Source organism: Halobellus sp. (assembly GCF_042218505.1).
GTDB lineage: Archaea > Halobacteriota > Halobacteria > Halobacteriales > Haloferacaceae > Haloquadratum.
The window spans coordinates 1-13,527 of sequence record NZ_JBDGQZ010000043.1; the positions used below are offsets into that span (position 1 = coordinate 1).

Below are 13,527 nucleotides of genomic sequence, written 5' to 3' on the forward strand. Positions count from 1 at the left end.
ATTTGAACCGGCGGACCCCTATGGGACAGCGCCCTCAACGCTGCGCCGTTGGCCTAGCTTGGCTACCCACGCTCGCAGTATCGTGTTTCGCACTCAGTGATTGTCTGGGGTAATTTAAATGAGTTTCCTTTCGACGGCGAGAAGGGGCTCAGACGGTACTGTTTTCACCGCTCCGTGCCGGAGTTTCGGTATGGAATTTCGCGCGCGCAACCGCATCCGCGAACTGACTACGGCGCTCTCTGTCGTCTCTCTGGCAGCGGTGTTCGGGGCTGTTCTCGGAGCGATTCCCTCGTCGGTTCTCCCCCGTGCCCCGGCGCTCGTCTTCGATGCGATCCCGCATATTAACGCCGCCCTCAGTACGCTCGCTATCGTGACGATCCTCCTCGGCGTCCGATTCATCCGTCACGGGCAGATCAAACGCCACCGAGCGATGATGCTCACCACACTTGGCCTCTTCGTGGCGTTTCTCGCGCTCTATCTCTACCGCATCATCTTCCTCGGACCGTCAGAATTTCCGGGCCCTGAGACGGTCTACCAGTTCGTCTATCTCCCGATTCTCGCCGTGCATATTATTCTCGCTATCGTCTGTATCCCCCTGCTGTACTACGTGCTGTTGCTGGCCGTGACCCGCCCGATCGACGCCATCTACGAAACGTCGCATCAGACAGTCGGCCGGGTCGCGGCTTCGCTGTGGTTGATCTCGTTCTTGCTCGGAGACGTCGTCTACGCGATGCTGTACGTCGTCTACTGACAGACCGGGCGGGCGAACATATTCGGCGGACTTCATATCCGGTTTCGTCGCGTAGCACTCGCTATGTCGCAAGTTCAGGACGTCCGAGAGGCCACCGAGACCACGGTTCAGGTGCGTGCCACCGGTCACGTTCGCGACGAGATCGGCACACCACGACTCTCGTACACGTTCGAGGGCGACACCCTCCGGGAGTTCGTCTCGGCGTTCTTCGAAGACTATGGCGAGGCGGTTCGGGAACTCGTGATCGCCGAGTCGGCCGAGGAGTCGGCGACGCGCGGGTGGGCCCCAATCGACGGCGAGGCGGTCCCCGGCGACCTTCGTGCGAATCCGGACGGCGAGCGAACCCGTGCGTACGCCAGGATCCTCGTGAACGGACAGTTCAACGAAGTGCTCGACGGCTTCGATACGACACTGGCTGAGGACGATCGGGTCGCCCTGGTCAATCCGTTCCTCTTCTGCGTCTGATTTCGAGGCGACCCTTCAGTCGTCGGCGTGGGCCCGCTCGCCGTCACCGATCACGGGTCGCTGCACGTCGCGATCGGCCTCCTCGCCGTCGATGTCGTAGGGGTACTCGCCGGTGACACAACCCAGACACAGATCCAGTTTAGACTGGTCGAGCACGTCGGCGATGGCGTCGACCGGAAGATATCCCAGGCTGTCGGCACCGATCTCTTCGCAGATCTCCGGGATCGAGCGGTCCGCCGCGATGAGTTCCTCGCGGGAGGCCATATCGATCCCCATATAACACGGGGAGACGATCGGCGGGGCACCGATCCGGACGTGAACCTCTTCCGCACCGGCGTCGCGGAGCAGCGAGACGAGTTGTCGCGACGTCGTCCCGCGGACGATGCTGTCGTCGATGATGGTGACCGACCGGCCCTCGATGGTGCTCTTGATCGGGTTGAGTTTCAACCGGACGGCGCGTTCGCGCTCGCCCTGGGTCGGCATAATGAACGTTCGGCCCACGTAGCGGTTCTTCATCAGCCCTTCAGCGAACTCGACGGTCCCTTCGTCGTCGCCGCGCGGTGCGCCATCCGCAGTGGTCTCGTTTGCGGCCTCAGCGTATCCCGACGCGAATGCGCGCCCCGAGTCAGGGACGGGAAGCACCACGTCGGTCTCGACGCCGGACTCCGCCCAGAGTTTCCGCCCGAGGTCGCGTCGAGCCTCATAGACGAGTTTATTGTCGATGATCGAATCGGGCCGGGCGAAGTAGACGTGTTCGAAAAAGCAGTGTGCGGTGTTGTCCTGTTCGATCAGTTGATACGATTCGAAGCCGGATCCGTCGGGTTCGAGTACGACGAGTTCACCGGGTCGGACGTCGCGGACGAGGTCACCATCGAGGGTGTCGATCGCCGCGGACTCGGAGGCGATGACGTAGCCGTCCTCAAGTTCACCGATACAGAGTGGGCGATTCCCCTGTGGATCGCGCACCGCCAACACGGTCTCGTCGTGCATAATCGTTAGCGCGTACGAGCCGTGGATCCGATCCATCGTGCGCTTGACCGCGCGGACGAGGTCCGCTTCCAGCAGGTTGCGTGCGAGGTCGTGCGCGATGACTTCAGTGTCGCCGTCGGAGGTGAAAGCGTGGCCAAGGTCAGCGAGTTCCGACCGGATCTCGTCGGCGTTGACGAGGTTGCCGTTGTGTGAGAGGCCCAGCGATCCCGACTTGAACGACACCGAGAACGGTTGTGCACAGCAGGCGTTGACGCCGCCGGACGTCGGGTATCGAACGTGACCGATGCCCGTGTGTCCTGCCAGCCCTTCGATATCCGACTCGTCGAACGCGTCGCCGACGAGGCCCATCTCCACGTGACTGTGCTGCTGGAAGCCGTCGTGGGTGACGATACCGGCAGACTCCTGGCCCCGGTGTTGGAGCGCGTACAAGGAGTAGTACAGCGGGCGCGCAGCGGCCCGGTCTTCGAGCGCGACGCCGACGACACCACACTTCTCTGTCGGGCCCGAGAGCGCCGCCTGGGTCTCCGCCGAGTCCGACTCAGATGTGTGCGCCGATCCAGCGTCCATCGGTCCGCGTCCGGGTGTGGGGTTCGAGGGGTCCCGCCCGTTTGGCATATGCATTAGTAAACAATTCCGCGGGTAAAAGTCCGTCCATATGTTGTCTTCTGCCATCTCAGCAGAGAAAATATGCACATATATGCATACCTCAGAACATCCCGCAATCGCAGCGTCGGTAGTACGTCACGAATCCATCGGCTGTCCGGATCGCCTTCGAGTCCAGATACTCGGCGTCTCGAAGACCGTTTGCGGCCGCTCGAAGTTCCCGTTCTGTGACGTCCATCGGCGCGACATCGACTCGGGCGGGGTCCGCATCGACCTCCCGGTCGGCGTCCTCGTCGCGAACGACGTCCAGTCCGTCGTTCCCGTCCGGAGCGGTGACCGTTCCACCACCGACGAACAACTGGTGGAGTTCGGCCACGGCGTACGCCCGCGGAGCGACTGCATCGAGGAACTCCGCGATTGCGCGTTCGACGTCGGTCCACTGTCGGCCTGACTCCCACTCGTCGTCGGTGATGGGCATACCCGACCGGACAGACGCCTTGTAAAAAAGGGTTTCCTCGAGTCTGACCGCGGGTGAGAACGCCGGTCTGCGCGCGGCGACGTTACTCTTCGTCGTCTTCGTCGACGTCCTCGAAGTCGGCGTCGACGTACTCGTCGTCATCGCCCGCAGCGCCGCCCATTCCGCCGGGGCCGGGACCGGCCGCTCCGCCAGGGCCTGCACCCGCAGCACCGGCGCCGGCACCGCCTGCACCGGCGGCCTGCTGGGCTTCGTACATCTGCTTGCCGATCTCCTGCAGTTCCGTCGTCAACGCCTCGGTGACGTCTTCGAGGTCCTCCTTCGTCGCGTCCTCGTCTTCGAGCGTCGCTTCGACATCCTCGATCTTCTCCTCGATCGAGTCGTGGAGATCGTCGTCGATCTCTGCTTCGTTCTCCTCGATGAGCGTCTCGGCACGCTGGATCGTACTCTCGGCCTCGTTACGCGCCTCGATGCGCTCGCGGCGACGCTCGTCTTCTTCGGCGTGTTCCTCGGCCTCCTCCTGCATCTGCTCGATCTCTTCGTCGGAGAGTCCCGCGCCGCCCTCGATGGTGATCGACTCGGCGTTACCCGATCCCTTGTCTTCGGCTTCGACGTTGACGATGCCGTTCTCGTCGATGTTGAACGACACCTCGATCTGTGGCGTTCCGGCGGGAGCCGGCGGGATGCCGGTGAGTTGGAACTCGCCGAGCAGTTCGTTTTCGTTGGCGATTTCGCGCTCGCCCTGGAACACCCGCACGTTCACGGAGGTCTGGTTGTCCGCGGCGGTCGTGAAGATCTTCGACTCCTCCGTGGGAATGGTGGTGTTCTTCTCGATGAGCCGCTCGAAGAGGCCGCCTTTGACTTCGATTCCGAGCGAGAGCGGCGTCACGTCCAGCAGGACGATGTCGTCGACTTCGCCGCCGAGCACGCCACCCTGGATCGCCGCGCCCAGTGCGACGGCCTCGTCGGGATTGACGTTCTTTTTGGGCTCTTTGCCGGTCATCTCCTCGACCTTCTCTTGGACCTGCGGCATCCGCGTGGAGCCGCCGACCAGAATGACTTCGTCGATGTCAGGCTTGTCGTAGCCGGCGTCTTCGAGCGCCTGCTCGGTCGGGTCGACCGTCCGGTCGATCAGATCCTCGGTGAGCGACTCGAACTTCGCCCGCGTGAGTTTCTCTTCGAGGTCGAGCGGTCCCGAATCGGTGGTCGCGATGAACGGGAGGCTGATCGTGGTCTCCTTCCGGCTGCTGAGTTCGATCTTCGCCTCCTCGGCGGCGTCTTCCAGCCGCTGGAGTGCCTGCCGGTCGTTGCGGAGATCGATGCCGTTCTCGGCTTCGAACTCGTCGGCGAGATAGTCGACGATGGCGTCGTCCCAGTCGTCGCCACCGAGGCCGTTGTCCCCGTTGGTCGCAACGACCTCGTAGACGCCGCCGCCGAGATCGAGAATCGAGACGTCGAACGTCCCGCCGCCGAGGTCGTAGACCAGAACGGTCTGGTCGGACTCGTCGTCGAGACCGTACGCCATCGACGCGGCCGTGGGCTCGTTGACGATGCGTTCGACATCGAAGCCGGCGATCTCGCCGGCGTCCTTCGTGGCCTGTCGCTGGCGGTCGTTGAAGTACGCCGGAACCGTGATGACCGCCTTCTCGACGTCGTCGCCGAGGTACTCCTCGGCGTCGCGCTTGATCTTCTGGAGGATCATCGCCGAGACCTGCTCGGGCGTGTACTCCTCGCCGTCGAGTTCGACGGAGTAGCCCTCTTCGCCCATATGACGCTTGATGGACTGTACCGTCTGCTCGGGGTTCTTGACCGCCTGATTCTTCGCCGGTTTACCGACGAGTCGCTCTCCGTCGTCGAAGGCGACGACGGAGGGCGTCGTCCGTTCGCCCTCGGAATTCACGATGATCTCCGGGTCGCCCCCTTCCATCACCGCGAACGCGCTGTTCGTGGTGCCGAGGTCGATACCGAGGATCTTGTTGCTCGCCATCTTAGCGTCAACTACTGGTCTAAATCGGTTAAAGGTTACTAGACGGTGGTTCGCACGGTGGGTAGCGGGGTCCACGCGGTCCTCCGATTAGTCCGTGCGGATCATTGTCAGGTAGGTGGATTTATATCGAAGCGCAGGTCAGTCGGCACGGCTGGTCGAACGCGACATCGTGGTCCCCGGGCAGTCGTTCCGGGTCCACTTGCAGGCTACCGTGGCAGTTGCAAATCTTCACTCACTCAATCGACCGCGGTCGTGCGATCAGGTGAGTGACCAGTTGCATTTGTTACGCTACTCTAATTTACGTCATCCCACGCTACTCGTCGTCGGCGAGCGCCGTCGCCCCGGATTCCAGCGCGGCGCGCAGGTCCGCGAGAACGCTGTCCCGCCCGGACGAGGCGAAGAACTCGTGGCCGCCGTCGTAGGGACGGCGATTGGACGGAGGAACCCGGGCCTCGATGGCCTGTGGATCGACGATCTGGTCGCTGAGCGTGTAGAACACGACGTCGTCACGGTCGAAGCGGCCGAGGCGGGACTGTGCATCCCGGATCATCGAGAGGAAGGCGGGCGAGATGCCCTCGGGCCCTGCAGCGGCCTCGGCTGGCGACTTCAGGCCGCCGATCGCGTCGGGGTCGAAGTCGGGATCGTAGCGTCGCTGTGCGGTCGGCAGGCGAGAGAAGACGTCGGTTGTGACCCGGTCGAGCCATCCCTCGGTCTCGATCCCCCACCAAGGGCTCAGGAAGACGTGTCTGTACTCGTCGAGGAACTCGGCGACGAGACCGCCCGTGCTGTGGCTCAGCACGACCTCGAACCCGTGGTTGCTCGCGTAAGTCGCGATCGGATCGCGGTACTGCGCCTCGAAGTTCCAGCCGTTCGTCGGAAGCGTGACCGCGTGGACGTAGTAGCCGGCCTCTATGAGACGCGTGAGCAACCAGGCGACGTGTTCGTGCTCGGGCCTGTTGCCCCAGCCGAGGAGGACCAGCAGGTCCTCGTGGTCGGGCCGCCCCCGTCGCGTGATTCGGACCCGAGGCGTCTCGCGGACGAGCGATTGTAGCGATGGACGCACGGCGGACGAGGGAGCCGTGGCAGTATAAATCCCGCTGCAGGGGGCAGAAGACGGCGTTCCTCGGGGTCAGTAGATGACGTCTTTCACGTCGGCTGCACCGGCCCGACGGACTACCGCGCGGACGACGTCCTGGGCCCCGGCGAGGTTGTCCGAGTTGCCGTCGAGGACGAGCAGTTTCGCCGGCCGGCCGGCTTCGATGACGCCGCAGTCCAGACCGGCGATCTCCGCGCCGTTGACCGTGGCCATCCGAAGCACCTCTCTGGCCGGCACGTCAGCGAGTTTGGCGGCGAACGCCATCTCGCGGAACATCGACGGCGAGTTCAGCATCGCGTTGTCGGTCCCGAGCGCCACCGTAGTTCTGTCAACCAGTTCGCGGATCGGCGGGACGCCGACACCCGTCACCAGGTTCGAGCGAGGACAGACGACGACGGGGATCTGTCGGTCGGCCAGTCGCTCGTAATGGATCGTCTCGGGGTGGACCATATGTACGACGAAATCCGGATCGAGGTCCAACGCAGCGTTGATGTCGTGTGGGTCACGCTCGCCGGCGTGGATCCCAAACAGTTTGTCGGCTTCGCGCGTCGCGGTCCGCAAACTGTCGAAGTCGGCGTCGCGAGCACCCGACGCTCCAAATCCGTCAGACTCGTGCATCGCGTCGGCTGACCTCCGGCCGAGGACGACGGGATCGATCGGGTAGTCCGACGCGGCCTCGCGGATGTATTCGACACCCTCGACGCCGCCCTCGCGGAACTCGACACACGCTGCGGTCCCGGTCTCGCACATCAGCCGCAGCGAGTGCTGCATCGCCGAGACGGTCTCCTCGCGACTGGCCGCGTCGAGGAGCCGGTGTTTGAGGCCGTCCGGTGGCGCGACGAGTTCGTCGAGCGAGAGCCCCGCGCCGGCCTCCTTGGCGATGGAGTCGCCGATGTGCGTATGCGCGTTGACGAATGCCGGCAGCACGATGGCGTTCGAATGGACCGATGCCTCCTCGACGGCCACGATTTCGCCGTCTTCGACGACCACGCGGCCCTCGACGGGCTCGAGATCAGGTCCACGAAGTACGGTCCCCTCGACAATCATTACGAATATCTCCTCGGTGTAGCGGCTTGAACCTCCCGGCCTCTCAGCGTCTGTGCCGTCTCTCACGTCCTTCCACAGCGCCGCATCCCGCGCTTTCACCGGGTGCCGCCTCCAGTATTTTAATGATGTGTCGCCTTCTACGCGCTCATCCGACGTCAGCGAACTCGTCGAGCGTCGCTGTCAGCCCCGGCCGCACGTCGGAGACGAGCGCTCCGTCCAGATCCAGTCCCAGTTCCGCCACGGCGGCGCGCCCCACGCGGTCGGTGTCGCCCTCGGGGGCGTAGACGCCCAGTCGCCACTGTTGCTGCTGGGCCGTTCGCAGCGCCGACACCAGCGGCGACTGCTTCCCTAACTGTCGTATCTCGCCGCTCACCATCACCCGCGAGGTCGACTCGGTCATCGAGGGCCGCTCCGGGACGTCGATCACGACCTTCTCGGAGGCGAAGCCGGCTCGGTCGGCCACAGTCTCTTCGAGCCCACGTACCGTCTCGAAGTCGGCGTCGACGATGTCCTCGGGGACCGCCTCCAACTCGGCCCAGACCGCGAGTTTGTACAGGTCGCGAGTCCGGAGCCGACGGGCGAGGTCGCTCGTCTCTGACGTCGCTCGGAGGGCGACGAGGAGGTCGTGATCGTCCATCCGCCGGAGTCGGTGCGGGGTGATCTCGGGTTGTTCGAGCAGCCGTTCGGCACCGCGCCGGAGCATCGCTTTCGAGATCCGGGCGACGTGATGTTGATACACTGTCGGATTCATCAGCGCCCGTGCGAGCAGCAGCGATTCGGCGGTCTGGACGTTCCCCTCGGCGAGCACGAGTTCCCCGTCGACGAACGTGAGCTCTCTGACCAACCGCTCGTGGTCGATCGTCCCGTAGGGAACGCCGGTGTGGTGGGCGTCGCGGACGAGATAATCCATCCGATCGACGTCGAGTTCCCCCGAGACAAGCTGCCCGTACTGCCCTTCGCCGGCCACCAGTCCGGCGATTCGATCCGGATCGAGATCGTGGCCTCGGAGCGTCTCACCGACTTCACCGGATGCGAGCAGTTCCTCGACGTCGTCGTGGTACTTGCCGGTGTGGCGGTACGTGACCTCCTCGATGTTGTGGCTGTATGGACCGTGGCCCACGTCGTGGAGCAGAGCCGCCGCGCGGAGGCGCTCCCCCTGGATTCCGTCGATGCTCAAGTGACCGAGCGCCCGGTCGGCCAGATGATAGACGCCGAGAGAGTGCTCGAACCTGGTGTGGTTGGCCGACGGGTAGACCAGTTGCACCGTGCCCAACTGCTTGATGTGCCGGAGTCGCTGAACGGGCTCGGTGTCGAGGAGGGCCGCCGCGACGCCCTCGACCTCGATGTGGTCGTGGACGCTGTCTTTGATCGTCGCCATACGCCGCGTTGCGCCGGATCGTACAAAAACCTCGCCCGCGACGCGTGCGGTCACGCGCTCTGTCACTCTGGCTGCCGTGCGACCGTAGCGACGGCCCAGAGCGTCCGTCCGGCGAAAGTAATCCCCCCGATGACTCCCGCAGCGGCGAGAAACGGCTGCGAGCCGCCGTCGGCGGGCAGGCGAGAGGCGACGTTCAGCAGGGCGAGCAGGATGGCGAACAGGAGGGCATCGCGGGACCACATACGTTCCCGCTCGACCGCCCAGAGGAAAACATCCCGGATCCTCTGAGCGGGGTGACCCCAGTCGGCTGTGTGCCGCCACGCCGGTCCGGCGCTCGAACAATTAATCCGATTTTGACCTCTCTCGATGGACCAATTCGGATTGAGCGTCGCCCCGGTTGAAGTGGGTTCCACCGCTATGCGATACTGCGACGTCGCGATGCGGCGTCGCGATTGATCGACCCGCTGGATGGACGGGTCGACTCTCCCTGCAACCACCACAGCACCGTCGAACCACCCAGCGCCGCGGCGTGGACCTCCGGAGGCCTCACGACGCTGGCAGTGGGAGTCTCCCCGTCTCTACCGGCGCTGTGAGGTCTTCGGCCCTCCCATCGGCGGCCGACTGTCGATCCGGCCCTCGGGAATCCCACAGTCAGAGGCACCAAGGGGCCACCTCCCGAAGATCGACAGCGGTATGAACCGCAGTACGGGATCAACACGGAATCCGATCTGTTGATCGTGTTTCCCGCCGCGGTGACTTCACCCGTCTCCCGAATGCCGCCTTCGAACTCCTCCCCAGTGCTGTTCGGTCTGTGCGTTCTCGCCTTCGCTAGCGCCGCTGCCCTCCCCTCCAGATTGCTCTCGCGTACTCGGCGAATCGAACACGCCGATCCGCGGTGTGGACTGTCCCGGCCGTCGCTCAAAGCGGCTCCACGACCGCCACCGACGGTACCGGATCCGGACTCGTACTCGTCTCTGAGATCTCAGAGACCCACGACTGGGTGATCGAAGCCACTGAGGGAAAAGATAGCGGGGGCGCTTCGAGGTTCACACCAACGCCGCCTGGATCAGTGTTTCGCGAACGCAGTACCGCCGCACCGCGTATTCCGACCGATAGTGTATAGGGCATCCCGAGTAACATTTAGATATGGCTGCTCTCGATCTGTACGCGCAGGCACGAGAATCGCTCGATCCCGCTGACGGCGAGGTCGACACGACTGAACTCGTCGTCACCGACGACGTCCTGGTCAAAGGGTTCGCGCTCGCCCCCGGCGCGGAGTTGGATCCCCACGAACACGCCGACAGCACCAACGTCTTCCACGTTCTCGACGGATCCGTCGTGGTCGCTCGCGACGGCGAGGAAGCCGTCGTCGAGGCCCCCGGCGTCGTCAAACACGACCGCGGCGCGGTCCACGGCGCGCGCAACGAGTCCGATTCGGTCGCCGTCTTCACCGCGAGTCTCTGCCCGCTTCCGTAGCACCGACGGGTCCCGAAACCATTAACGCCGGTGGCCGAGAGGAGGTCTATATGGATCGCATCCCGTTTGGGGTGTCGCGCTTCGATCGCATTCTCGACGGTGGGGCCCCGCCGGGAACGGTGGTGCTTCTCGTCGGCGAGCCCGGTGCTGGCGCACGGGAGTTTATGTACACCAGCGCAGTGATGAACGCACTGGCACACACCGATCCGGACCTCTTCGATCTCCACTACGGCGACCTCCACGAGGACGCCGACCTCCCGCCGGAGACGCACTACCTCTCGTTCACCGCCGACGCGTCAAACGTGCGCCGGGAAATGTCGTACGTTTTCGACGACGAACTCGTCGACGCGGCGGCCGGGGAGATCACCGTCCGCGACTTCTCGCCGGAGTACTTCCAACTCAGTCAGGTCCCCCGCGAGTGGTACTTGGGGGAGACGACGACACTGCAAGACCTCGGCGGGCAACAAGAGCGTGCCGACGTGCTCACCGCGCTCGGGCAGTACCTCAACGCGCACGCCGCAGGGAACCTCGTGGTCATCGATTCGATCACGGATCTCGTTGCCGCCATCTCCGACGAGATGTCGTGGAACGACATCGCGACGGTGATTCGCGGCCTCGGAAAGGCGGCGCACCGCTGGAACGGGCTCATCCTCGCGTCTGCGAGCCGGGAGACGCTCAAGCGGACTGAACTGGGACACCTGATGGACGCCGCCGACGGGACGCTCCAGTTCGAGTGGGAGTCCGGCGGTTCGAAGCGCGCCCGGACGATGGTCGTCCAGGAGTTTCGGGGCGTTCTCTCACAGATCGAGCGGGAGAACATCGTCCGGTTCGAGACAGAGATCCACGAGGGCGGTTTCGACGTCAGCGACGTTCGGAAGATCCGCTGACCACCGACTCGCCGCTTACACCGATTCGACGCCGTGAACCTCGAAGCGCGCGCCACCGTCCTCGCCATCGGTCGCTTCGATCGACCACCCGTGGGCCTCGACGCTCTGGAGGGCGATCGCCAGGCCGAATCCCGTTCCACCCGGCCGCGTCGAGAACCCGTACTCGAAGACCTCCGAGCGTTCATCCTCCGGGATGCCCGCGCCGTCGTCTTCGATGTAAAACCCATCGGGAAGGTCGCCGACGGTGAGCGTCACGTCCGGACCGCCGTGTTCGACGGCGTTCCGAAACAGGTTCTCGAACAGTTGTCGGAGTTTGGTCTCGTCGGCGCTGATGCGGCGGTCCGTCTCGACGACGATCGACGCCTCCTCGGTCTGGACGTTCTGCCAGCAGATGTCGGCAAACGAGTCGAGTGACACCGGCCCGGGGTCGATGACCGTGTCCTGTTCGCGGGCGAGCGTGAGCAGGTCCTCGACTAACGTTCTCATTCGCGCGTGCGCACTCTCGATGTGCGCAAGTTGGTCGCTGTCGCACTCCTCCATTGCGAGTTCGAGTCGCCCCTCGGCGACGTTCAACGGGTTCCGGAGGTCGTGACTGACGACGCTTGCGAACTCTTCGAGTCGTGCGTTCTGCTGAGTCAGTTCGCGCTCGCGCTCCTGGAGCTGTTGGGTCCGTTCGACCTGTTCGAGCGCGCGGACGAGGTTGATGCTCAGGATTTCGCCCAGAACGAAATCGTTCTGATCGAAGGCCTCCGGGTCCGTCGCACCGGCGATGAGGATTCCGAATTCGTCCAGCGGAAAGTAGACCTCGCTTCGAATCGTCGTGTCGGGATTGAAATGATCGTCGTCTTCGTGGACATCGTCGACCGTTTCGGGTTCTCCGTCCTCGAAGACTCGCCAGGCGATACTGTCGCCGCCGGTGAACACCGGCAGTTCGTCGACCACCTCCTCGAGTCGTTCGCTCGCGGCGACGGGCACCAGTCCCCTGTCCTCCTGATAAAGGTGGATGGCGTTCGATTCAAGCCCCAGAATCGACTGGGCGGCATCGACGCCGATCTGCGCCACGTCTGCACGAGAATCTGCCGTCATCAGGTCTCTCGCCGTCTGGTTCAGGGCCTCCAACCGCTGCTCTCTGGCTCGCCGCTCGCTGATGTCGTGATACACCCAGAGATGTCCCCGTCCGTCGGGCAGTTCGATCGATCGGTAACTCCGCGCCAAGGCCCCGCCATCGTCGAAGACGACTTCGTCGTTCCACACTGGCTCCTGGGACTCGACGATTTCGTCGATCCGCTCGACGAAGCGTTCGGGATCGGCGAACATATCGCTGCTGTCGCGGGCCAACTGTTGGCAGTCGGCGCCGAGCAGATCCGCAGAAGACCCCGTGAGGCCGAAGAGGTCGAACAACCGATCGTTCACCGTGAGCACGTTCCGGTCCGAATCCTCGGCGAGAACGCCGACCGGGAGCGTCTCGAAGAGGGTAGAGAGGAGTGCGTTCGTTCGTTCGAGTTCGCGCCGCTGTCGACGCGTTTCGGTTACGTCCTCAAACTGCGAGAAGATGGTGATGACCTCCCCGTTCTCGTCGGTAACGACCCGGTTGTGCCACGAACAGAGCCGGCGTTCGTCGTCTTTCCGTACGATCTCGTTCACGCTCTGGTAGCCGCCGCAGTTGTCCAGGAGTTGTCGTTCGATTTCCGCGACGTGGCGGTGAGCCTCCTCGGGCACGAAGGGCAACCACGTCCCACCGACAAGTTCCTCGGGATCGTACCCGGTGATCTCGCCGGCGGCTTCGTTGGCGCGGACGATCACGAAGTCCTCGTTGTACTCGATCGTCCCCAGCGGCGACTGCTCGATGAACCGCGAGAGCCGCTTTTGACTCTCGGCGAGCGCCTCGCGGGAACGGTTTTGCTCGACGGCGTTCTCGATCCGGTTCGTCAGGACGGCGTACTGGTCTGTCCCCACCTCCTTCTGGAGGTAGTCGGTGACGCCGGCTGAGATGGCCTTGCTCGCGATCTCCTCGGAGCCCTTTCCGGTGAAGAGGATGAACGGCACGTCGTCGTCGAACTCCCGGACGCGCTCGAGTAGTTCGAGCCCCGTTAGCTGCGGCATCTCGTAATCGGAGACGATGCACTCGATCGACTCACCACGGATGCGTTCGAGTGCGTTCTCGGGGTTCGTCGACGTGTAAACCGAGAATGAACCGTTGTGCTGCGCCAGAAACGACGCGGTGAGATCGACGAAGTCGGGATCGTCATCGACGTGGAGAATCCGGATCTCGTCGGGTGGGCTGTCGATCGGATACGCCGTTGGGTTCCCGGCCATCTGATTATCTCGTCGTTCCGAGACACGTGGTCAAATAAGTTTGCCAGGACTGAACG

The 13,527-nt window shown here is 63.9% G+C and carries 12 protein-coding genes; 4 read left to right on the top strand and 8 right to left on the bottom strand.

Annotated features, from left to right (window positions below):
* The first annotated feature begins 190 nt into the window (after positions 1-190).
* The gene (locus ABEI27_RS11700) at positions 191-751 is read left to right on the top strand and encodes a DUF420 domain-containing protein (protein ID WP_375799585.1); all 561 of its coding nucleotides are present in this window, start codon (positions 191-193) and stop codon (positions 749-751) included.
* Between the two features lie 63 nt (positions 752-814).
* Complete coding sequence (locus ABEI27_RS11705) at positions 815-1,216, top strand: pterin cluster protein (RefSeq protein ID WP_375799586.1); 402 nt, start codon at positions 815-817, stop codon at positions 1,214-1,216.
* Positions 1,217-1,231: 15 nt separating this feature from the next.
* Here ABEI27_RS11705 and purF read toward each other — a convergent pair whose 3' ends face one another.
* From purF to ABEI27_RS11740, 7 genes are all read right to left on the bottom strand, one after another.
* Entirely contained in the window at positions 1,232-2,773 is a 1,542-nt protein-coding gene (gene purF, locus ABEI27_RS11710) for an amidophosphoribosyltransferase (RefSeq protein ID WP_375799596.1), read from the bottom strand.
* Between the two features lie 139 nt (positions 2,774-2,912).
* The gene (locus ABEI27_RS11715) at positions 2,913-3,287 is read right to left on the bottom strand and encodes a hypothetical protein (RefSeq protein WP_375799587.1); all 375 of its coding nucleotides are present in this window, start codon (positions 3,285-3,287) and stop codon (positions 2,913-2,915) included.
* A gap of 82 nt (positions 3,288-3,369) precedes the next feature.
* A complete protein-coding gene (dnaK, locus tag ABEI27_RS11720) occupies positions 3,370-5,271 on the bottom strand; it encodes a molecular chaperone DnaK (protein ID WP_375799588.1) in 1,902 nt (633 codons plus the stop codon).
* Between the two features lie 313 nt (positions 5,272-5,584).
* Positions 5,585-6,334 carry an alpha/beta hydrolase gene (locus ABEI27_RS11725; RefSeq protein WP_375799589.1) on the bottom strand — a complete coding sequence of 250 codons (750 nt, stop codon included), beginning with the start codon at positions 6,332-6,334 and terminating at the stop codon, positions 5,585-5,587.
* 66 nt (positions 6,335-6,400) lie between these two features.
* On the bottom strand, positions 6,401-7,414 hold the full coding sequence (locus ABEI27_RS11730; RefSeq protein ID WP_375799590.1) for an amidohydrolase family protein: 1,014 nt from the start codon (positions 7,412-7,414) through the stop codon (positions 6,401-6,403).
* 145 nt (positions 7,415-7,559) lie between these two features.
* On the bottom strand, positions 7,560-8,792 hold the full coding sequence (locus ABEI27_RS11735) for an HD domain-containing protein (protein WP_375799591.1): 1,233 nt from the start codon (positions 8,790-8,792) through the stop codon (positions 7,560-7,562).
* 62 nt (positions 8,793-8,854) lie between these two features.
* Complete coding sequence (locus ABEI27_RS11740; RefSeq protein WP_375799592.1) at positions 8,855-9,034, bottom strand: hypothetical protein; 180 nt, start codon at positions 9,032-9,034, stop codon at positions 8,855-8,857.
* A gap of 904 nt (positions 9,035-9,938) precedes the next feature.
* Here ABEI27_RS11740 and ABEI27_RS11745 point away from each other — a divergent pair.
* Both ABEI27_RS11745 and ABEI27_RS11750 read left to right on the top strand, forming a co-directional pair.
* A complete protein-coding gene (locus ABEI27_RS11745; RefSeq protein ID WP_375799593.1) occupies positions 9,939-10,268 on the top strand; it encodes a cupin domain-containing protein in 330 nt (109 codons plus the stop codon).
* A 50-nt stretch (positions 10,269-10,318) separates the two neighbouring features.
* Positions 10,319-11,155: an RAD55 family ATPase gene (locus ABEI27_RS11750; protein WP_375799594.1), complete on the top strand. Its 837-nt coding sequence runs from the start codon at positions 10,319-10,321 to the stop codon at positions 11,153-11,155.
* Positions 11,156-11,170: 15 nt separating this feature from the next.
* Here the strand turns inward: ABEI27_RS11750 and ABEI27_RS11755 are convergent, their stop codons facing one another.
* Positions 11,171-13,471, bottom strand: a complete 2,301-nt coding sequence (locus ABEI27_RS11755; RefSeq protein ID WP_375799595.1) for a PAS domain S-box protein — start codon at positions 13,469-13,471, stop codon at positions 11,171-11,173.
* Between the last annotated feature and the right edge of the window lie 56 nt (positions 13,472-13,527).

Excerpts from the sequence above, each read along its gene's own strand:
- dnaK (WP_375799588.1), bottom strand. The coding sequence starts at position 5,271 with ATGGCGAGCAACAAGATCCTCGGTATCGACCTCGGCACCACGAACAGC.
- purF (WP_375799596.1), bottom strand. The coding sequence starts at position 2,773 with ATGGACGCTGGATCGGCGCACACATCTGAGTCGGACTCGGCGGAGACC.
- ABEI27_RS11750 (WP_375799594.1), top strand. The coding sequence starts at position 10,319 with ATGGATCGCATCCCGTTTGGGGTGTCGCGCTTCGATCGCATTCTCGAC.
- ABEI27_RS11715 (WP_375799587.1), bottom strand. The coding sequence starts at position 3,287 with ATGCCCATCACCGACGACGAGTGGGAGTCAGGCCGACAGTGGACCGAC.
- ABEI27_RS11735 (WP_375799591.1), bottom strand. The coding sequence starts at position 8,792 with ATGGCGACGATCAAAGACAGCGTCCACGACCACATCGAGGTCGAGGGC.
- ABEI27_RS11740 (WP_375799592.1), bottom strand. The coding sequence starts at position 9,034 with ATGTGGTCCCGCGATGCCCTCCTGTTCGCCATCCTGCTCGCCCTGCTG.
- ABEI27_RS11755 (WP_375799595.1), bottom strand. The coding sequence starts at position 13,471 with ATGGCCGGGAACCCAACGGCGTATCCGATCGACAGCCCACCCGACGAG.
- ABEI27_RS11745 (WP_375799593.1), top strand. The coding sequence starts at position 9,939 with ATGGCTGCTCTCGATCTGTACGCGCAGGCACGAGAATCGCTCGATCCC.
- ABEI27_RS11730 (WP_375799590.1), bottom strand. The coding sequence starts at position 7,414 with ATGATTGTCGAGGGGACCGTACTTCGTGGACCTGATCTCGAGCCCGTC.
- ABEI27_RS11700 (WP_375799585.1), top strand. The coding sequence starts at position 191 with ATGGAATTTCGCGCGCGCAACCGCATCCGCGAACTGACTACGGCGCTC.
- ABEI27_RS11705 (WP_375799586.1), top strand. The coding sequence starts at position 815 with ATGTCGCAAGTTCAGGACGTCCGAGAGGCCACCGAGACCACGGTTCAG.